Source organism: Mesorhizobium prunaredense (assembly GCF_900156895.1).
Lineage (GTDB): Bacteria > Pseudomonadota > Alphaproteobacteria > Rhizobiales > Rhizobiaceae > Mesorhizobium > Mesorhizobium prunaredense.
Genome location: NZ_FTPD01000023.1, coordinates 394067 through 412146, shown reverse-complemented (window position 1 = coordinate 412146; position 18080 = coordinate 394067). Strand labels below are relative to the sequence as shown.

The following is an 18080-nucleotide window of genomic DNA, read 5'->3' as shown; positions in this document are numbered from 1 at the left end:
CCCAAGGGAGTAGCCGACATGATCTGACCGGCGCTACAGCGCGGCGGCCAGGCAGATGGTCGGAGCCTCTGGCTTGAGGACAAGCCAGACGGTAAGCTCGTGCGCCTGCAGAGGAACTGACGACGCAGCCATTGCGCCGAAGTTGGCCTTCATTTTGCGACTGCCGGATGATTGCATGAACGATACTTCTCCTATGGGTCTGCCCGCCACGGGCCTTGCCCAGTCAGCCATTTCCGCCCGGGGCCTGGTCAAAACCTTCGGCAAGCTGCGTGCCGTCGATGGTATCGACCTCGATGTGCCGCGCGGCATGATTTTCGCTATCCTGGGTCCGAACGGCGCCGGCAAGACAACGCTGATGCGGATGCTTTCGACGCTGTCGCGGCCTGACGCCGGCTCCGCGACCGTGATGGGGCACGATCTCGTGCAGGCCCCGCATGAGGTCCGTGCGGCAATCGCGATGACCGGGCAGTTCGCTTCGCTCGACGAGGACCTGACGGGCCGTGAGAACCTCGTCCTGCTCGCCCGACTCTGGGGTTTTCGCGGTCGCGCCGCTAAAGCCCGTGCGGACGACCTGCTCGCGGCTTTCGGCTTGTCCGAGGCGGCGACGAAACAGGTGAGGGACTATTCGGGTGGCATGCGAAGGAGGCTCGACATAGCCGCCTCGCTGATCGTCACGCCAGGCGTGCTGTTCCTCGATGAGCCGACCACAGGCCTCGATCCGAACGCCCGCAAGGATGTCTGGGGCATGATCCGCGGCCTCGCCGAGGCCGGCGTCACCATCCTGCTCACCACGCAATATCTCGAAGAGGCCGATCAACTCGCGGCACGCATCGCCGTCATCGACCACGGCAGGAAGATTGCCGAAGGCACCAGCCGGGAATTGAAGGCGGCCACCGGCTCCGGGTTTCTCCATGTCGCGCTCGCCGATGTTGCGCGGCTGGACCAGGCGGCGGCGATTCTGGAACGCCGGCTGGAGCACCCTGTCCAACGCAGTGCCGAAGGCGCGGAACTTTCCGTCCTTGCCGGCACGGCGAAGGCCGCCAACGAGGCGCTCGCCGACCTGGTCGCTGCCGGCATCGAACTGTCGGATTTCTCCATGGGCCAACCCAGCCTTGAGGAGGTCTTCTTCGCGCTGACCGGCCAGCCGAGCCTGGGTGAAAGCCGGAAGGACGACAAGCCATGATCGACACGACATCCCTGCAGCGGCTGCAAAGGGTCGCCCGACCGAGGACCCCATCGGCCCTTTCCAACGCGCTGGTCTTCGGATGGCGCGCGGTGCTGAAATTCAAGCATGTGCCGGAGCAGCTCTTCGACCTGGTGATGACACCGATCATGTTCACGCTGCTGTTCACCTTCGTCTTCGGCGGTGCGCTCGCCGGTTCGCCTGGCGAATACCTGCAGTTCTTCCTACCCGGCATCCTGGTTCAGACCGTGGTGTTCAACGCAGTCTATTCGGGCATGGGATTGTCGACCGACCTCGACAAGGGCTTGTTCGACCGCTTCCGATCGCTGCCGATCTGGTCGCTGTCTCCGTTCGCCGGCCTGATGGTGGGCGACATCCTGCGCCATTTGATTGCCGCTTCGATCATCCTCACCATCGGGCTGATCCTCGGTTACCGGCCGGAGGCGGGCACCCTCGGCGTGCTTGCCGCCTTCGCCATGCTGATCACCATCGGGTTCGGCATGGGCTGGGTATTCATCGTGCTCGGCCTGCTGATCCGCACGCCAACCACAGTGATGACGCTCGGCTTTACCTTCCTGTTCCCGCTCGTCTTCGCCTCCAACATCATGGTCGACCCCGGGACCATGCCGGACTGGCTGCGGGCCTTCGTCGAAGTCAACCCGGTGTCGCTGATGACGACGGCGCTGCGCGGGTTGATGGGTGGCGGGGCGACACTCAGTCAGGTCGTCCTCGCCCTGATCGCGCCGGTGGCGCTGACCGCGATCCTGGCGCCGACGACACTATGGCTGTATCTCAGAAGGTGAGACGAGTAGCGGGAGAGGTATCCCTACGCGACATGCACCGTCCGCTGCCTCGGCTTGATCGCGGTGGCGAGCAGCAGGCCGGCGATGATAAAGGCGGCGCCGGCGAGGTCGTAGCCGTGCAAGCTTTCCCCTAGGAAAAGGTAAGCGAGCACGGCGACGAAGACAGTCTGCAGATAGAGCAGCATGCTGGCGCGCCCGGCGCCAAGCGTCTCGACGCTGCGGTTGTAGAGGTAATACATCAGAGCGCCGCCCGGGCCAGCGACATAGGCGAGTGCCAGAAGGCCGTTCGCATGCAGCGCCGAACGCTCGCCGGAAAACAGCTCCCAGAGATAGAGGGGCAGTGCGGCCAGCGCGCCGGCCCCCAGCAGCAGGACCACCGTCGGCAGCAGTTCGATGGCGAATTTGGCGCGACGCAGCAGCACGGTGTAGAGGCCCCAGCAAAACGCGCTGCCGACGATCCACAACTCGCCGGGATTGAACTGGAGCCGCATCAGCGCGGCAAGGTCGCCGCGCGCCACGATCACCACCATCCCGACCAGAGCGAGCAGCGCGCCAAGCGCCTTCCAGACGCCGAGGGGCTCGCCGAGCACGAAGCGGGCAAGCACCATGGTCATGATCGGCGACAGCGCCATGATAATGCCGGCGGTGGTCGCGTCGGTGTAATTGAGGCCCGTGTAGATCATGCCCTGACAGAGGGTCAGCCCGATGGCGCCGATGGCCAGCACCTCGATCGCCCGGGACTGGATCAGTGCGAGCATCGCCCCGTGATGATGATGGACGATAGGCAGCAGGATCGCGCAGGCGAGCGCCAGCCGCCAGAAGCAGAGTGCCCAAGGCGGCATCTCGGGGGCAACCCACTTGGCTGCGATGTAGACGCCGGCGGACAGGAGCCAGCAGAGCGTCGCGGTGGAATAGGCGAGTGGAAGCGATGCGTCGGCTGTCGTCTTGGCTACGCCAGGATGGGCTATCGGCAGCGATTGCATGCCCGTCTCCTCCCACCGCCGATCTTAGCAGGATTGCTGCGTCTTGCCGAGCCGCAACGTCAGCTATGTCACCAATCCCTGTGCGGCCTGCTCGAGCGCAACATCTGGATGATGGCGCGTGGCTGATACCGGCGTATCTTCATCGCGTTGACCCGTGCCGATGCAGCGCGTGAGGCGGACAGGATCGCCGATTTAGACCTGGTCCGCGGCGGCGTGCGGCTGCCTCACCAGCTTGGTTTGCCACACGTTGACAAAAACGATCTCTGCTTACCGCCCGCTCATTCTTCAGGTGCGCGTGTCGGCTCGTATTCGCTGGCGTCGAACACGTGGTGGTGAACGCGTCCGGTGAACATTTTCAGCAGCTCGCCGGTAACTTCGCGGCTTTTGGATCGGATGGGGGATTGAAGCGCCAATTCGCACGCCGCCATATCCGGATAGCGGATGGCCAGCGCCATTGCGTAGGCCGGGGCACCTTCGTCGCGGATAGTTTCGTCGAGGATGCGGATTTCCTCGGCTTCGGGAAACTGCGTCCAGAGTGGGACAAGCCGGTCTTTCACGAACTGGCGGAACTCAGCTTCCCTGCCGCTATGAATTTCGCCTTCAAAGAGCGCGTATCGGATGATCATGGTTTTCTCCGGTGTTTCGGCCTGCAACATTTCCCGGTGCGGCCGCGAGGCCGCGCGACTGCCGGATCGGTTGAGGTGGGCCTGCTGTGGCCGGGTGAGTCGTAGCGGGCGCATCTTCCCGATGCGCCCGCTACGACCTGCGCCTACATCTTGCCCCACATTTTTTTGTATTCGTCGCGATAGCCATTGTCGGGGTCGAAGCTGTTCTTCGGCCCGCCGTCGAATTCGACATTGACCGCTGTCACGACATGGAGCGGCGAAAGGTAGCCGGACCATTTTGCACCGGCGATCGCGCGGTTCAGCTCGTCGACCAGTTGCCAGCCCTGCAGGTTGAGCGGTTCGGCCACCGTCACCTTCTGGAACTGGCCGGCGCGGATGCGTTGATAGGCCGATTCCGAGCCGTCGCCGGCGGCGACATTGATCGGCGCGTCGGTACCCGTCTTGCCGGCTGCCGCGAGCGAGGGGCCCATGAAGTCGAAATAGAGATCGTTGATGGCCAGCGAATGCGTCCAGCTGTCGCCGTACTTCTGCAGCAGTGAGGTGGTCAGCTGCGGCATGCGCTGCGACGTTTCGGCGATAGGCGTATCGACATATTCGAGCACGGTCCCGCCGAGCTTCTCGATTTCCTCCTTCATCCGATCGGCCTTGGCGATGGCTATCGCATAGGTGGAATCGGTGAAGATCACGACTCCGGGTTTTCCTTTGGCGTCTGCGTAGGCCCAGTTTGCGGCCGCGGCCGAGACCTGCATGGCGTCGGTAGAGACGTTGGCGAAAAGTCCTATTTTATCGTCCGGGCCGATCGTCGGGCCGGCATGCCAGGCAACCATCGGAATGCCCGCGGCCTTGGCCTGCTCGATCGCCGGTGCCTGTTCGACCGCGTCGAAGCCGTTGATGATGATGCCGCTTGGCTGCAGCGCCATGGCCTGGCCGAAGGCGGCGGTGCGGCCTCCGATGGATCCGGCGCCGTCGATCACCTTGACCTCCCAGCCGATCGCCTCGGCCGCTTCCTCGACGCCGGTCGTCACCCCAAGGATGCCGCCATTTTTCAGGTCGCCGGCAAGAACGACGATTGTCTTGCCTTCCTGGGCCCTCGGGCCGGAGCTCGGGCCATCCCAGGCCGTAACTTTCTGGGCATATTTTTCGACGATCGCCATGGCGTCGGCCATCGCATCGGCCCGCGCCTGGTCGGCAAACATTGCCGGGGCCACGATGGCGGCCGACAGCATTGCCACCGATGATTTCAAAAAGTTCCTGCGCTGCATAACCCTATCTCCCTGTTTTTAGATCCTGATCGACCGTCCGGACTATTAGCTTCCGGACGGATTTGGCTTCCGCGGCAGTTTTGCCGCGGCGCCCCGTTTGCGCTGCGCGTATCCGGCAATGCCGATCGCGACGAGAAGCGTCACGCCGTTGAATAGAGGCTCAACGAAGAAGGAGCCGCCGAATTGCTGGATTCCGGAAATTCCGACGGCGAGGATGGCGACGCCGATCATCGTGCCCCAGACATTGACCCGGCCGGGTTTGATGGTGGTCGAGCCGAGGAACGCTCCGACAAGCGCCGGCAGCAGATATTCAAGGCCAACGCTCGCCTGGCCGATGCGCAGCTTGGAAGCGAGCAGAACGCCCGTCAATGCGGTGAGAAACCCCGACGAGACGAAAGCCCCGATGACGAAGCGCCGGACAGGAATGCCGTTGAGGGCAGCCGCCTTGGGATTGGCGCCGATCGCATAGACGTAGCGGCCGATCGGCAAATATTCCAGCACGATCCACAACGTGACGGCGATCGCCAGCACATAGAAGCCGGTGATCGGCAGGCCGAACAGCATGGTGCCGTTGAGCGCATAGAACCCGTCGGGCAAGACACCGACCACCTGCCGCCCGCCGGTGTGCCAAAGGGCAAGCGCATAGAGCACGGTTCCCGTGCCGAGCGTGGCGATGAAGGAATCGATCCGGGCGACCTCCACGAGGAGTCCGTTCAGGAAGCCCGTACCGGCGCCGAGAAACAGAACGATCATCACGGCGAGAGGCCACGGAATGCCCAGCATGGTCTGCAGGCTGATTGCGAGGATGTGCCACAATACTATTCCGTAGCCGACGGTCAGGTCGATGCGGCCCGAAGTCATCGGGATCATGGCGGCCAGCGACAGCAGTGCGATGATCGCCTTGTCGGAAACGATCGAGCGTAAATTGAGCAGTGTCGGGAACGTTTTCGGCAGCAGGATTGAGAACAGCACGATCAGCATGAGCGTGAGGATGACGAGTCCGTAGACTGGGACGAGCCTGATGAGCTTCTGCCGCGCCGGCAGGCCGGTCATTTCGCCCCGTGTCGGCTCGAGAGCGGTGGATTCGATGGATTGCATGGTCTTGCTCCAGGTCGGTCAGGCGGCTTCGGATGCCGATGCGGCGGTGATCACGGCGGATGTCGTGAGTTCATCGCCGGCGAGCTCGCGAACGATCTGCCCGCGGGAAAAGACCAGCGCCCTGTGGCAGATATGGGCGATCTCCTCGAAGTCGGTCGAAACAACGACGACGCCCAATCCAGCTTCGAGGGCCCGCCCGATCAGCCGGTAAATCTCGGCCTTCGCGCCGACATCGACGCCGGCGGTTGGGTCTTCGGCGATGAGCAGCTTGCGGCCGGTATGAAGCCAACGGCCGACGACGACCTTCTGCTGGTTGCCGCCGGACAGCGCCTCGATCGGCAGGTCCGGATCGTTGGGCCTAAGGCCGACCGTGTCGCCGATCGCCCGAGCAAGTGCCGCCTCCTTGTGGCCCGCGAGAAAGGAAAACAGGCTGCGCCTGGCCGCGCCCGGATTTATAAAAATGTTTTCGCGGATTGAGAGTGCAGCCGCGATCGACTCCTCGGTGCGATCGCGGGCGATGAGACCGACTCCGGCTTGCATCGCCGCAATGGGACTGGAGAGATCAGGCGTTTTGCCGCCGATGGAAATCTCGCCCGCAAAAGTTGTGCAGCCGAAGAGCGCCCGCCCGATGAGTTCCTGCCCGGCGCCGCGCAGCCCGACAAGGCCGAGCATTTCACCCCGGCGGACGTCGAAGGAAACCGGCCCGGCGCCCGCGCAAACCAGGTCGCGCACCGCGCAGATCGTCGCGCCCGCCTTGGTGGCCGCCTTGGCAAAGATCTGGTTCGCCGGTCGCCCGACGATCATTTCCACCAGTTCGTCCGGCCTTGTCTCCGCTACCTTCTTCTGGCCGACCAGCTTCCCGTCCCGCAGTACGGCTACCCTGTCTGCGATGCGGAAAATCTCGTCGAGTCGATGCGAAACATAGATCATGCCGACGCCGCGCTGTTTCAGGGGACGAAGCGCGTCGAACAATCGGTCGACCTCGTCGGCGGGAAGGCTCGCCGTCGGCTCGTCGAGCACGAGCACATCGGCTTCGGTTGCCAGCGCTCGGGCGATCGCGACGAGCGACTTTTCCGTCCGGGTGAGATCCTGGACCCGGGTCGTCGGATCGAAATCGCAGCCGACGAGGCTGAGCGCGGCCTGGGCCCGCTGTTCCGTCGCGCGCCAGTCGATAAGGCCCGAGCGGAGCGAAAACCCCTGAGCCAGCCCGACATTCTCGCCGACGGACATCCATTCGATCAGGCCGAGGTCCTGGTGGATGAAGGCGACCTGCTGGCGCTGGTTAAGACGCGGAGGCCGATGCTGATTGGGCTCGCCGCGAAACAGAATGCGTCCGCCATCCGGCCGGTGGATGCCGGCGAGCGTCTTGATGAGCGTCGATTTGCCGGCGCCGTTCTCTCCGAGCAGGGCGAGAATTTCGCCCTCATGCAGATCGAGCGATACGTCGGAAAGCGCGCGCGTACCGCCGAACTCCTTGGTAATCGACTGAAACTCGACCAGCTTGTTCCCGAACACGCACGCTCCTCCCAAAGCTAATAGGATCCATGTTATCGATAACATATCCGGATAGTCAAGCGCCGCCCGCGGAAATCGTGCGTCAGTCCTGGCGCATGCCGTCGAGCAGGCGCATCATTTCGGCGGAATCGCGGGCTCCGAGACCGGCCACGCAAAGCAGGCGATGGATTTCGACGACCTGCCCGGTCATCGGCAGCGGAGTCTTCGTCTTCAGCGCGAACGCCTGGAGGGAATCGAGATCCTTCAGCATGTTGTCGATCCGGCCGGTCGGCGAAAAATCGCGCGCGGCGAATTTTGTCATGAACTCCTGCATGATGTTGGAATCGGCGCGACCGCCGGCGAGCGCAGCGGGAATTGCTGCTGCATCGACACCTCCGGCTTCGGCCAGTTTCACGGCTTCCGCGACCGCCTGGAACAGCACGGCGCAAAAGAGTTGGTTGATCAGCTTGGTCGTCTGGCCGGCGCCGCTCGGGCCCATCAGCGTGTAGTTCGCGCAAAGATGCTGCATGACGGTTCGGGCGCGCTCGAAATCGGCCTTGTCGCCGCCGGCCATAACCGTCAGGCGGCCCGCAAGCGCGCCGGGTGCGCCGCCCGAAAGCGGACAGTCCACCCACTTCATGCCGGTTTCGTCGGCAAGTTTTTTCGACATTTGTGCAGTATCGACCGGATCGATAGACGACATGTCGATGAGGATCTTCCCGGGTCCGGCTGCTTCAGCGACGCCCTCGGTGCCGAAGACCGCGGCACGCACTATGTTGGCGTGGTTGAGGCTGAGGATGACGAAATCGCTTGCCTGCGTCGCGGCGGCAACGGAGGCGGCGGATCCTGCGCCTTTACCGGCAAGAGCGGATACCTTGGCGCTGTCGAGATCGAACACCGTCACCGCCTGCCCGGCCTCGAGAAGCCGGGACGCGATCGCCGAGCCCATGATGCCGGCGCCGATGACGGCGATTTTTGCTGGGGCTTGCGACATATCTCAAATTCCCTTCATTTGCTGAATCTGCACCCCGATCCCCATCTCCGCCAGCCGTGCACACGCGGCGTCTATGATCGCGTCTACCGTCGCGGCGATGTTGACCGTGACCACGCCCTGCTCGGCCGTGGGATCTTCCAGCGTCGCGAATTGGCTGTCCAGCAGCGAGGGTGGCATGAAGTGGCCGCGCCGCTCGCCGATCCGTTGCCGCAGCAATTGGTGCGATCCTTCCAGGAACACGAAAACCAGATCGCCTCCGGCCGCCTGGCGAAGGCGATCCCGATAAGCTTTCTTGAGTGCCGAGCAGGTGACGACAAGGCCATCACCTTGTGCCGTACGCAACGCCCTGCCGACAAGGTCCAGCCAAGGCCAGCGATCGGCGTCGTCAAGCGGAACGCCGGCCGACATCTTCTCGACGTTCTGGATGGGATGCAGCACGTCGCCCTCGACAAAACCGATGCCCAGGCGCGCGGCGATGCCCTCGCCAATGCTAGTCTTGCCACAGCCGCTGACGCCCATCACCACGATGAGGGCCGGCTCAGAGGCAGGTCGTGATGCCGCCGTCGACATAAAGCGTATGACCGTTGACGAAGGACGAAGCCGGGCCGGCGAGGAAGACCGCCGCGCCAACCAGTTCGTCGACATTGCCCCACCGTCCCGCTGGAGTGCGGTTGGCCAACCAGGCCGAGAACTCCGGATTTTCGACCAGCGCCTGATTGAGCGGCGTCTTGAAATAGCCGGGCGCGATCGCGTTGATCTGCAGGCCATGTTTGGCCCAGTCCGCGCACATGCCGCGGGTCAGATTGCGCACGGCGCCCTTGGTAGCGGTATACGGCGCGATGTTGGTCCGGGCCAATTCGCTCTGCACTGAGGCGATGTTGATGATCTTGCCTTTCTGGCGTGGGATCATGTGCCGGGCCACCGCCTGACCGACATAAAAGACGCTCGAAATGTTGGTGCGCAGGAGTTCATCCCACTTGTCGGCCGGAAAATCCTCGAGCGGCGCGCGAAACTGCATGCCAGCATTGTTCACGAGAATATCGATCGGCCCAGAATTTGCCTCGATATCGGCGACGCCCTTTGCGGCAGCCTCTGCTGAAGTGACGTCGAACACCGCGCCATCGGCTTTGAAGCCCTTCGCGGCAAGCGTTCCAGCCGCCTCCATAACTTTGTCGGCGTTGCGGCCGTTGAGTACGATCTTCGCGCCATGACGCGCCAGACCCTCGGCCAGCGCCAGGCCGATGCCCTGGCTCGATCCGGTAATCAGGGCTCGAAGCCCAGTCAAATCGAAGAGCGAACTCACTCCAACCTCCCGATTCCAGGCGAAACGATTTTCTTGCTCCGCCTTTCTACCCTATTGACATGAATGTTATCGATAACATAGTCAATAGGAAAGGTGAAAATTCGGAGGAGACCAGCTGGTGACCGACATCCTGATGATAGGCCCCTACCCCGCCTGGGACATGGAAGACCTGGAAGCAAAATACAGGACGCATAAGCTCTGGGAGGCGACGGACAAGGACGCGCTGCTCACCGGAAAGGCCGACGCCATCCGCGCCATCGCAACCCGCGGCGAACTGGGTGCGAGCGCCGCGCTCATGGCAAGGCTGCCTAAGCTGGAGATCGTTTGTTGCTACGGAGTGGGGACCGACGCGATAGACCTCGGCCACGCCAGGGCGAACGGGATCCGGGTCACCAACACGCCGGATGTGCTTACCGAAGACGTCGCCGACATCGGCATCGGTCTGCTGCTGGCAGTGGCGCGCAATATCCCTCAGGCGGATGCCTATGTGCGGAACGGAAGCTGGACCAAGGGCAATATGCAACTCGTTACCCGCGTCTGCGGCAAAAAGCTCGGCATTGTCGGCATGGGCCGGGTCGGCGCCGCGGTGGCAAAGCGCGCGGCCGCCTTCGATTGTGCCATCTCCTACTACGACATCAACAGGCGCGGCGACCTGCCTTACGCCTATGTCGGCGACCTCGTGGACTTGGCGCGCGACAGCGAATTCCTGATCGTAACGCTCGCCGGAGGCGAAAGCACAAAAAACATCATCAACGCCTCCGTCCTTGAAGCGCTCGGTCCTGACGGCATTCTCGTCAACATCTCGCGTGGCAGCACGGTCGACGAAACGGCGCTGCTCGCAGCGCTGGAATCGAAAACAATCAAGGGAGCGGGGCTTGACGTCTTCTGGAACGAGCCGGCGATCGACGAGCGTTTCCTGAAGCTCGGCAATGTCGTGCTGCAGCCGCATCACGCCAGCGGCACGGTCGAAACAAGAAAGGCGATGGGCAAGCTCGTGCGCGACAATCTCGACGCCCATTTCAGCGGGCAGGCCCTGCTGACGCCGGTCGTTTAGGAGGCGCGTCCATGAAGTCGCTCGTCATTCATGCCGCAAGGGATCTGCGGATCGAAGAAACCGACCCCGGCGCGCTCGAACCCGGACAGGTCGACATCGCCATTGAGGCCGGCGGCATCTGCGGCTCCGACCTGCATTACTACAACCACGGCGGCTTCGGCGCGATCCGGCTGCGCGAACCGATGATCCTCGGCCACGAAGTCGCTGGCACGATCAGGGCGGTCGGGGAGGGGGTTTCCTGCCTCGAGACAGGCGATCGGGTTGCGGTCTCGCCGAGCCGGCCGTGCAATGCCTGCCGCTATTGCCTGAAGGGTCAGCAGAACCAATGCCTCAACATGCGCTTTTACGGCAGCGCCATGCCGATGCCGCATATCCAGGGAGCATTCCGCCAACGGCTGGTCGCCGAAGCCTCGCAGTGCCACCGGATAGCAGACCACGTCGCGATCAACGAGGCGGCCTTCGCCGAGCCGTTCGCGGTTACACTGCACGCCGTCAATCGGGCGGGTTCGCTGTTGGGCAAGCGGGTTCTCGTCACGGGCTGCGGGCCGATCGGGGCGCTCTGCATCATCGCCGCCCGCGCGCACGGGGCACGGGAAATCGTCGCAACCGATGTGATGGCCGGCGTTTTGAAAACAGCCGCGGAAATCGGCGCCGATCGCACGATCAATGTCGCGACCGACGCCGACAAGCTGGCGGCCTACAACGCCGAAAAGGGATATTTCGACGTGATGTTTGAGGCGTCGGGCAACGAGCGCGCCGTTCGCGCCGGTCTTGAGGTTCTAAGGCCGCGCGGCGTGCTGATGCAGCTCGGGCTCGGCGGCGACCTGGCGATCCCGCAAAATCTTGTCGTCGCGAAGGAAATCGAGATGCGCGGCACGTTCCGCTTCCACGACGAGTTCGCGCTCGCCGTCGACCTGATCAACCGCCGCCGGGTGGATGTCAAACCGCTGCTTACAAGGGTCTATCCGCTCGAGGAAGCCGTCGCAGCCTTCGAGATCGCCGGCGACCGCAACAAGTCGATGAAGGTCCAGATCGCCTTCTGAAGGGCTGCGCTACCGGAGCGAGCCCGCTCACAGCATATCGGCGCCGATCGCTGCCAGGGCGGCGCGCGCGACGTCGATGTCCTGCTCGCCGCTTCCCGATCCAACGCCAATCGCGCCCGCAAGCCTGCTTTCGAAACGGATGGGCAATCCGCCAGGAAGACTGGTCACGCCGCCCCGCGATGCGATTGCCGCCGCGACGCCTGCCTCGAATGACATTGCGCCTGTCGCGGCGTTGATGGATGCCGCGGTGCGCGCCTTTGCCTGCGCGGTATGCATGCTCAAATACCTGGCGCCGTCCATGCGCAGGCTGGCGATCGTCTCGCCGCTGGCGTCGACCACGACGAAGCATTGCGGGACACCCATTTCGCTTGCTCACGCCATGCCTGGGCTCAGCGCCTTCAGCGCGCCGTCATGGCTCAGACTTACGGTTTCGCGGAACATCGCCATGGTGCGGCCTCTATCGCCGGAATGGTTGAGCGTTAGGCGCTTTCCCGCTCCACCACCCTGTAGCTGGTCAAGATAATTTCCTGGGACAAGCCGTTGTCCTCGCCCTTGATCGACTGGATCAGCTTGCGTGCTGCCTGTTTGCCGATGCCGTAGCAGTCCACGTTCACCGTCGTGAGTGTCGGATGGCAGTAAGCTGCAATTTCGAAATCGCCGAAGCCGGCGATCGCGATGTCCTGCGGAATCCGGATGCCCCGGCGCTTGCACTCCATCACCGCACCAAACGCCGACAAATCCGAGACGCACAGCGCGACCTCGGTATCCGGCCAGCGCTCCAGCATGCCGACGACCGCCTGTCCGCCCTGCTCGATCGAAATTGGAGGCACGCCGAATGAAACCAGGCGGCCGGGCGGCAGGCCGAGTTCCTCGATCGCCTTGACGAATCCGGCCCGCCGCTGGCTGCCGCGCGTATCCCGCGACGTCGTACCGCCGATATAGCCGAATTTCCGGTAGCCTTTTCTCGCCAATGTCCTGACGAGCAGCGCCATCGCTTCCTCGTTTGAGAAGCCGACGACCTGATCGATCGGCTTCGGCGGCAATTCCCACGTTTCGACCACCGGAATGCCTGCGCTTTCCAACATGCGCCGCGCATGATCGGTATGTGTGCCGCCGGTCAGGATAATGCCCTCCGGACGGCGGCGAAGCATCGCTTCGATCAGCTTTTCTTCCTTTTCCGCCGTGTAGTCAGTGTATCCGAGCAGAAGCTGAAGACCCGTATTCTCCAGTTCGTCGGTGATGCCGCGAGCCGTGTCGGCAAAATTCGAATTGTTGATCGAGGGAATGATCGCGGCCACAAATCCGGTCTTGCGTGATGACAGGCTTCCGGCGGACTGGTCGAGCACATAGCCAAGCTCATTGACTGCCGCCAGGATCCGTTCACGCGTTGCATCCGAGACGCGGCCGTCCTTCTTGAGCGCCCGCGAAACGGTCATGGCCGAGACGCCGGCCCGGCGCGCCACGTCGAGCATCGTCGGAACCTGGTTCTCGGGAGATTTGGCGTTCAGTTCCTTGGGCATCATGACGCTCCGCAAGCCGGTTGCGGGACGCACGCTAACGACCGAGCGTGCCATGGATTCATCGCGCGCCTGTCCTCATGCATGCCCCCTTGGAAATCAAGCTACGACATGTATGTTATCGCTATCATGCCGCGCTGGCAACAGCCGTCGCGCCTCGCATGCCGCCGCACGAGATCGATGCACGCCGATCAAGTGCCCGTTGCCGCTCCAATAACCAGGAGAACTTGACCCAGTGTTTGGAGAGATTGAGGGTACAGGTTTCGAAATGCTCGATCCGCGATTTGCCGCCTGCTTCGTCGGGCACGCGCGCATCGAGCGGCTTTGGTCGGGCGGGCGCTGGCTGGAGGGCCCTGCATGGTTCGGGCCGGGTCGCTACCTCATCTGGTCCGACATTCCGAACAATCGGATGATGCGCTGGGATGAGACCGACGGCTCGGTCTCGGTGTTTCGCCAGCCTTGCAATAACGGCAACGGAAACACGGTCGACAATCAGGGGCGGCTTGTCACCTGCGAGCACCTGACGCGACGGGTGACAAGGACGGAGTTCGACGGCGCGATCACGATCGTTGCCGACCGGTTCGAAGGCAGGCGCTTCAACTCGCCGAACGACGTCGTGGTTGCGTCGGACGGCGCGGTCTGGTTCACGGATCCGCCCTACGGCATCATGCACGACTATGAGGGCGATTACGGCGAGCAAGAGATCGGCGGCTGCCATGTCTATCGGGTCAATGCGGCGACGGGCGCGGTCGCCCGCGTCGCCGACGACTTCGTCAAGCCCAACGGCCTTGCATTTTCCCCCGACGAAAAACTACTCTACGTCGCCGACACGGGCGGTACGCACCTGGATGGAGGACCCCGCCACATCCGGAAGTTCCGCGCCGGCGACCAAGGAAGGGTGAGCGGCGGCGACGTCTTTGCCGAATGCGCCAGTGGATTTTTCGACGGCTTCCGGATCGACACGAAAGGCCGCGTCTGGACCAGCGCCGGCGATGGGGTTCACTGCTTCGATCCGGACGGAACGCTAATCGGCAAGATCCGCATTCCCGAGACCGTCGCGAACGTGACTTTCGGCGGAGTTCGCCGCAACCGCCTCTTCATCTGCGCGACGACTTCGCTTTATGGCGTCTACCTTACGGCCAACGGCTCCAAACTGGGCTGACACAGCAGCAGAACGATCAGCCATCTCGGCGCCTGCGACTGCTCGACAATGTTACAACTCGAGCATCGAGGTAGAGCCAAGATATGGGACTCGCTGAAGCGAATGTGCTCAGACGCGCAACCAAGCCGCGAATCTCCGGTGTTTTGCCGCATTTGGGCTAACAATCCATGAAACACGCGCTGGGCACTTGACATTATGTTATCGATAACATCAATATAGGGCGGTTGGAGGAGAAATGAGATCGGCACGCTCGCAAATGCGGGGCTAAGGCCCGCGGAGAACGCCCTGTGCAGTCGCCAAGGGCAGTGTGCAGATCCAATTTTCCAACATCGAAGCTCTAGGAGCCAGACACAGCCATCTGTCCGATAGTGTCAATGCCGGTGGATGCACTTGGAGTCGGACATATTGATAGGCGCCTCGCAGTCGGCGCCTCGGGATCTTTCACGGAGGAGAACACCATGAAACCGCTTGTCAAAATCCGCGCAATATTCGCCGCGATCAGCCTCGCCGTCCCAATGCTAGCGATGGCCACCGCGCCCGCCAGCGCCATCACTCTGGAAGAGATCACGTCACGCGGCAGCGTCCGAATCGGCGTCGTGACCGGCGCGCCTCCGATGGGCATGGTCGATGAAAGCGGCAATCCGACGGGCTACGACGTCGACGTCGCCAACCTCATTGCCGGTTATCTTGGAGTGAAGGCGGAACTCGTTCCGCTGACGCCGCCGTCGCGAATCCCAGCCCTGCAAACCGGCAAGGTCGATTTCCTGGTGGCCACACTGGCGCCTACCGGAGAACGGGCCAAGACGGTCATGTTCACCCAGCCCTACAGTGCCTTCAACATGGTGATCGTCTCTGGCCCAGATCAGAAATTCGCCCAGCTATCAGAGCTCGAAGGCAAGCGCGTTGGCGTCAATCGGGGCTCGTCGCAGGAAGCCGCTTTGCGGCGGGTCGCCGTGCCGGGGCTCGAGATCGTCGTGTTCGAGGATGATTCGACAACGGCTCAGGCGCTCTTTGCCGGCCAGGTCGATGCGACCGCGCTACCCTCGACGGTTGCCAACGCCATCATTCAGCAGCGGCCGGACGCCGGTCTGCAGGTCGGCTTCACCTTTTTCCGGCAAGGCAACTCCATGGCGACCACGCTCCAGGATTTCGAGGTGCACCAGTGGCTCAACACCGCGATCTATCTGATGAAGAATTCCGGCGAACTTGACGCCATCGCGACGAAGTGGACGGGCACCCCGATGCCGCAACTGCCTTTGTTCTGATCTCCCGAAAGGTTGCCGGACGATCTGCGTCCGGCAAATTCGTTGGTGACGTTCCGATCGAGGACCAAGAATGTCTTACACATTCCAGTTCGGCGCTATCGCGCAATATACCGACGAGATTGTCGCCGGGATTTGGCTGACGATCATGTTGTCCGCCGCTTCCATCGTGATGGGAAGTTTGCTCGGCATCATCCTCGCGTCCCTGCGTTCGATGCACGGCCGGGCAGTCCGGCTCATGGTCGATGCGTATGTCGAGATCATCCGCAACACGCCATTCCTGGTCCAGCTTTTCATCGTCTATTTCGGGCTACCCGGCGTTGGTCTCCGGGTTAGTGCAACGACGGCGGCGCTGATCGGCATGACGATAAACCTCGCCGCCTATTCGACCGAAATTATCCGAGCCGGCATAGAAGCCGTCCACAAGTCGCAGATCGAGGCAGGCGAAGCGCTCGGGTTCACGTCCCTTCAAATCTATCGCCATGTCATCATCATGCCGGCAATCGCCAAGGTCTATCCGGCGCTGTGCAGCCAATTCGTCCTGATGATGCTTGCTTCAAGCATCTGCTCGGCGATTTCGACCAAGGAACTCGCCGCTTCCGCAGCCTTTGTCGAATCGCAGAGTTTTCGTTCGTTCGAAGTCTATATCGTCGTGACGCTGATCTATCTGGCTCTCGCCCTGGCGTTGCGCGCGATACTGGCGCTCGTCGGCTGGAGCCTGTTCGGACGTCGTGTGGCGCGCACGACGACGACCTCCCTTGCGGAGGTGCAGGCATGACGCTCCGGACTTTCGGCTTCAGCGAATTCGGTTTCCTTCTCTCGGCGCTGCAGTGGACGATCCTTTTGACCGTCATTGCGCTTTCCGGGGGCGGTTTTATCGGCTTCATCATTGCACTCGCGCGGACCTCGACACGCAAGGCCGTGCGGGTTGCCGCCGCCACCTACATCCAGATCATCCAGGGCATTCCCGTGCTGATGATCCTGTTTCTTTCGTATTACGGCCTCAGCCTCGCCGGCTTTCAAATGCCGCCCCTGGTCGCAGCCGGCATTTCGATGACGATCTATGCGTCGGGCTACCTTGCGGAGATCTGGCGCGGCTCCATTCAGGCCGTGGCCAAGCAGCAATGGGAGGCGTCGGAATCTTTGGCGATGACGCGAGCCCAGCAATACCGCTACGTCATCCTGCCCCAGGCCCTACGCATCGCGCTCCCTTCCACCGTCGGCTTTGCCGTGCAGGTGGTCAAGAACACGTCGATCACCTCGATCATCGGCTTCGTTGAACTCGCCCGCGCCGGGCAACTCATCAACAACGCGACGTTCCAGCCGTTCCGCGTTTTTCTCGCAGTCGCGGCTCTCTACTTTGTCGTCTGCTATCCATTGTCCCAGCTGTCGCGTCTGCTGGAAAGGAGGCTCCATGCCGGAAGTGCTTATTGATAATGTCCACAAGAGCTTCGGAGCTGTCGAAGTCCTCAAGGGCGTCTCGCTGTCCGTCAATCGGGGCGACGTATTTGCGTTGATCGGCCGCTCCGGTTCCGGAAAAAGCACGCTTCTGCGCTGCATCAACGGACTGGAAAAGATCAATTCCGGCCGCATCGAAGTTGCCGGCCACGCCGTTGGCCGCGACCCGAAAGAGTTGCGCAAGCTGCGCACCGATGTCGGCATCGTCTTCCAAAGCTACAATCTCTTTCCGCACCTGACGGTGGGCGAAAACATCATGCTGGCGCCGCGGATCGTCAAATTGGTGTCGAAAGCTGAAGCCAAAACCACTGCGGAGGAAGTCCTCGGCATGGTTGGCCTCTCGGAGAAGTTCGACGCCTATCCCGACCAGCTTTCCGGCGGCCAGCAGCAGCGCGTGGCGATCGCCCGCTCGCTCGCCATGCGTCCCAAGGTGATGCTGTTCGATGAGGTGACGTCGGCGCTCGATCCGGAACTGACCGAGGAGGTGCTGAACGTGCTGGAAACGCTCGCCCGTAACGGAATGACCATGCTGCTCGTCACCCACGAGATGGGTTTTGCCCGCCGGGTGGCGACCACGACGATTTTCATGCATCACGGAAAGATCTGGGAAGAGGGGCCTTCGGTTGAACTCTTCGGCAGGCCGAAGACCCCGGAACTGCAGCAGTTCATTAAATCGGACGTGAAGTAGCCCGGCAAGTCCACGCCGCGTGACGCAATGTGTCATCCAAGGCGGCAATAGACTTCCCAGACCCGGCGGCGCTTAGCCCATTTTTCGGGCGGAGACGGCAATGTTTACCCGAAGTGCAATCTTCGAAGGCCTGATCCATTCAGGGTTCGA

Annotated in this window: 20 protein-coding genes; 9 read left to right on the top strand and 11 right to left on the bottom strand. The window is 62.5% G+C overall.

Annotation, left to right across the window (positions count from 1 at the left end; translation table 11 throughout):
- Positions 1-33: 33 nt before the first annotated feature.
- A complete protein-coding gene (locus BQ8794_RS35695) occupies positions 34-177 on the bottom strand; it encodes a hypothetical protein (protein WP_167378790.1) in 144 nt (47 codons plus the stop codon).
- On the opposite strand from BQ8794_RS35695, the gene BQ8794_RS19635 reads away from it, so the two are divergent.
- Together BQ8794_RS19635 and BQ8794_RS19630 are read left to right on the top strand one after the other, a co-directional pair.
- On the top strand, positions 176-1183 hold the full coding sequence (locus tag BQ8794_RS19635) for an ATP-binding cassette domain-containing protein (protein WP_077380292.1): 1008 nt from the start codon (positions 176-178) through the stop codon (positions 1181-1183). The genes BQ8794_RS35695 and BQ8794_RS19635 overlap by 2 nt on opposite strands.
- Entirely contained in the window at positions 1180-1986 is an 807-nt protein-coding gene (locus BQ8794_RS19630) for an ABC transporter permease (protein ID WP_077380291.1), read from the top strand. The genes BQ8794_RS19635 and BQ8794_RS19630 overlap by 4 nt, the downstream gene beginning before the upstream one ends.
- 23 nt (positions 1987-2009) lie before the next feature.
- On the opposite strand, the gene BQ8794_RS19625 is transcribed toward BQ8794_RS19630, so the two are convergent.
- The 8 genes from BQ8794_RS19625 to BQ8794_RS19590 form a co-directional block, all read right to left on the bottom strand.
- A complete protein-coding gene (locus BQ8794_RS19625; RefSeq protein WP_077380290.1) occupies positions 2010-2969 on the bottom strand; it encodes a DMT family transporter in 960 nt (319 codons plus the stop codon).
- Between the two features lie 278 nt (positions 2970-3247).
- Positions 3248-3595 (bottom strand): hypothetical protein, encoded by a 348-nt coding sequence (locus BQ8794_RS19620; RefSeq protein WP_077380442.1) that lies wholly within the window; start codon positions 3593-3595, stop codon positions 3248-3250.
- Positions 3596-3738: 143 nt separating this feature from the next.
- A complete protein-coding gene (locus BQ8794_RS19615; protein ID WP_077380289.1) occupies positions 3739-4857 on the bottom strand; it encodes an ABC transporter substrate-binding protein in 1119 nt (372 codons plus the stop codon).
- Positions 4858-4902: 45 nt separating this feature from the next.
- Positions 4903-5955 carry an ABC transporter permease gene (locus tag BQ8794_RS19610; protein WP_077380288.1) on the bottom strand — a complete coding sequence of 351 codons (1053 nt, stop codon included), beginning with the start codon at positions 5953-5955 and terminating at the stop codon, positions 4903-4905.
- Positions 5956-5973: 18 nt separating this feature from the next.
- Positions 5974-7515: a sugar ABC transporter ATP-binding protein gene (locus BQ8794_RS19605; protein ID WP_077380287.1), complete on the bottom strand. Its 1542-nt coding sequence runs from the start codon at positions 7513-7515 to the stop codon at positions 5974-5976.
- Between the two features lie 37 nt (positions 7516-7552).
- Positions 7553-8443, bottom strand: a complete 891-nt coding sequence (locus BQ8794_RS19600) for an NAD(P)-dependent oxidoreductase (protein WP_077380286.1) — start codon at positions 8441-8443, stop codon at positions 7553-7555.
- 3 nt (positions 8444-8446) lie between these two features.
- The gene (locus tag BQ8794_RS19595; protein ID WP_077380285.1) at positions 8447-8962 is read right to left on the bottom strand and encodes a gluconokinase; all 516 of its coding nucleotides are present in this window, start codon (positions 8960-8962) and stop codon (positions 8447-8449) included.
- Between the two features lie 19 nt (positions 8963-8981).
- On the bottom strand, positions 8982-9746 hold the full coding sequence (locus BQ8794_RS19590) for an SDR family oxidoreductase (protein ID WP_077380284.1): 765 nt from the start codon (positions 9744-9746) through the stop codon (positions 8982-8984).
- 133 nt (positions 9747-9879) lie between these two features.
- Here BQ8794_RS19590 and BQ8794_RS19585 point away from each other — a divergent pair, with 133 nt between their 5' ends.
- Positions 9880-10800, top strand: coding sequence for a 2-hydroxyacid dehydrogenase (locus tag BQ8794_RS19585; protein WP_077380441.1), 921 nt, complete (start codon positions 9880-9882; stop codon positions 10798-10800).
- Positions 10801-10811: 11 nt separating this feature from the next.
- Positions 10812-11843: an L-idonate 5-dehydrogenase gene (locus BQ8794_RS19580; RefSeq protein ID WP_077380283.1), complete on the top strand. Its 1032-nt coding sequence runs from the start codon at positions 10812-10814 to the stop codon at positions 11841-11843.
- A gap of 27 nt (positions 11844-11870) precedes the next feature.
- Here the strand turns inward: BQ8794_RS19580 and BQ8794_RS19575 are convergent, their stop codons facing one another.
- Both BQ8794_RS19575 and BQ8794_RS19570 read right to left on the bottom strand, forming a co-directional pair.
- On the bottom strand, positions 11871-12206 hold the full coding sequence (locus tag BQ8794_RS19575) for a GlcG/HbpS family heme-binding protein (RefSeq protein WP_342188235.1): 336 nt from the start codon (positions 12204-12206) through the stop codon (positions 11871-11873).
- A 116-nt stretch (positions 12207-12322) separates the two neighbouring features.
- The gene (locus tag BQ8794_RS19570; protein ID WP_244555032.1) at positions 12323-13363 is read right to left on the bottom strand and encodes a LacI family DNA-binding transcriptional regulator; all 1041 of its coding nucleotides are present in this window, start codon (positions 13361-13363) and stop codon (positions 12323-12325) included.
- 232 nt (positions 13364-13595) lie between these two features.
- Here BQ8794_RS19570 and BQ8794_RS19565 point away from each other — a divergent pair, with 232 nt between their 5' ends.
- The 5 genes from BQ8794_RS19565 (at position 13596) to BQ8794_RS19545 (ending at position 17930) form a co-directional block, all read left to right on the top strand.
- Positions 13596-14522, top strand: coding sequence for an SMP-30/gluconolactonase/LRE family protein (locus BQ8794_RS19565; RefSeq protein WP_077380282.1), 927 nt, complete (start codon positions 13596-13598; stop codon positions 14520-14522).
- Positions 14523-14980: 458 nt separating this feature from the next.
- Complete coding sequence (locus BQ8794_RS19560) at positions 14981-15787, top strand: transporter substrate-binding domain-containing protein (RefSeq protein ID WP_077380281.1); 807 nt, start codon at positions 14981-14983, stop codon at positions 15785-15787.
- A gap of 70 nt (positions 15788-15857) precedes the next feature.
- Positions 15858-16562, top strand: a complete 705-nt coding sequence (locus BQ8794_RS19555; protein ID WP_077380280.1) for an amino acid ABC transporter permease — start codon at positions 15858-15860, stop codon at positions 16560-16562.
- Entirely contained in the window at positions 16559-17218 is a 660-nt protein-coding gene (locus BQ8794_RS19550; protein WP_077380279.1) for an amino acid ABC transporter permease, read from the top strand. Before BQ8794_RS19555 ends, BQ8794_RS19550 begins: the two co-directional genes overlap by 4 nt.
- Positions 17199-17930 (top strand): amino acid ABC transporter ATP-binding protein, encoded by a 732-nt coding sequence (locus BQ8794_RS19545; protein ID WP_077380278.1) that lies wholly within the window; start codon positions 17199-17201, stop codon positions 17928-17930. The genes BQ8794_RS19550 and BQ8794_RS19545 overlap by 20 nt, the downstream gene beginning before the upstream one ends.
- Positions 17931-18080 lie beyond the last annotated feature (150 nt).

Bases quoted from the DNA above. Each gene is read 5' to 3' on its own strand.
- BQ8794_RS19580 (WP_077380283.1), top strand. From the start codon at position 10,812: ATGAAGTCGCTCGTCATTCATGCCGCAAGGGATCTGCGGATCGAAGAA.
- BQ8794_RS19600 (WP_077380286.1), bottom strand. From the start codon at position 8,443: ATGTCGCAAGCCCCAGCAAAAATCGCCGTCATCGGCGCCGGCATCATG.
- BQ8794_RS19570 (WP_244555032.1), bottom strand. From the start codon at position 13,363: ATGCCCAAGGAACTGAACGCCAAATCTCCCGAGAACCAGGTTCCGACG.
- BQ8794_RS19615 (WP_077380289.1), bottom strand. From the start codon at position 4,857: ATGCAGCGCAGGAACTTTTTGAAATCATCGGTGGCAATGCTGTCGGCC.
- BQ8794_RS35695 (WP_167378790.1), bottom strand. From the start codon at position 177: ATGCAATCATCCGGCAGTCGCAAAATGAAGGCCAACTTCGGCGCAATG.
- BQ8794_RS19620 (WP_077380442.1), bottom strand. From the start codon at position 3,595: ATGATCATCCGATACGCGCTCTTTGAAGGCGAAATTCATAGCGGCAGG.
- BQ8794_RS19625 (WP_077380290.1), bottom strand. From the start codon at position 2,969: ATGCAATCGCTGCCGATAGCCCATCCTGGCGTAGCCAAGACGACAGCC.
- BQ8794_RS19635 (WP_077380292.1), top strand. From the start codon at position 176: ATGAACGATACTTCTCCTATGGGTCTGCCCGCCACGGGCCTTGCCCAG.
- BQ8794_RS19550 (WP_077380279.1), top strand. From the start codon at position 16,559: ATGACGCTCCGGACTTTCGGCTTCAGCGAATTCGGTTTCCTTCTCTCG.
- BQ8794_RS19630 (WP_077380291.1), top strand. From the start codon at position 1,180: ATGATCGACACGACATCCCTGCAGCGGCTGCAAAGGGTCGCCCGACCG.
- BQ8794_RS19605 (WP_077380287.1), bottom strand. From the start codon at position 7,515: ATGTTATCGATAACATGGATCCTATTAGCTTTGGGAGGAGCGTGCGTG.
- BQ8794_RS19595 (WP_077380285.1), bottom strand. From the start codon at position 8,962: ATGGGCGTCAGCGGCTGTGGCAAGACTAGCATTGGCGAGGGCATCGCC.
- BQ8794_RS19545 (WP_077380278.1), top strand. From the start codon at position 17,199: ATGCCGGAAGTGCTTATTGATAATGTCCACAAGAGCTTCGGAGCTGTC.
- BQ8794_RS19575 (WP_342188235.1), bottom strand. From the start codon at position 12,206: ATGGGTGTCCCGCAATGCTTCGTCGTGGTCGACGCCAGCGGCGAGACG.
- BQ8794_RS19560 (WP_077380281.1), top strand. From the start codon at position 14,981: ATGAAACCGCTTGTCAAAATCCGCGCAATATTCGCCGCGATCAGCCTC.
- BQ8794_RS19585 (WP_077380441.1), top strand. From the start codon at position 9,880: ATGATAGGCCCCTACCCCGCCTGGGACATGGAAGACCTGGAAGCAAAA.
- BQ8794_RS19555 (WP_077380280.1), top strand. From the start codon at position 15,858: ATGTCTTACACATTCCAGTTCGGCGCTATCGCGCAATATACCGACGAG.
- BQ8794_RS19610 (WP_077380288.1), bottom strand. From the start codon at position 5,955: ATGCAATCCATCGAATCCACCGCTCTCGAGCCGACACGGGGCGAAATG.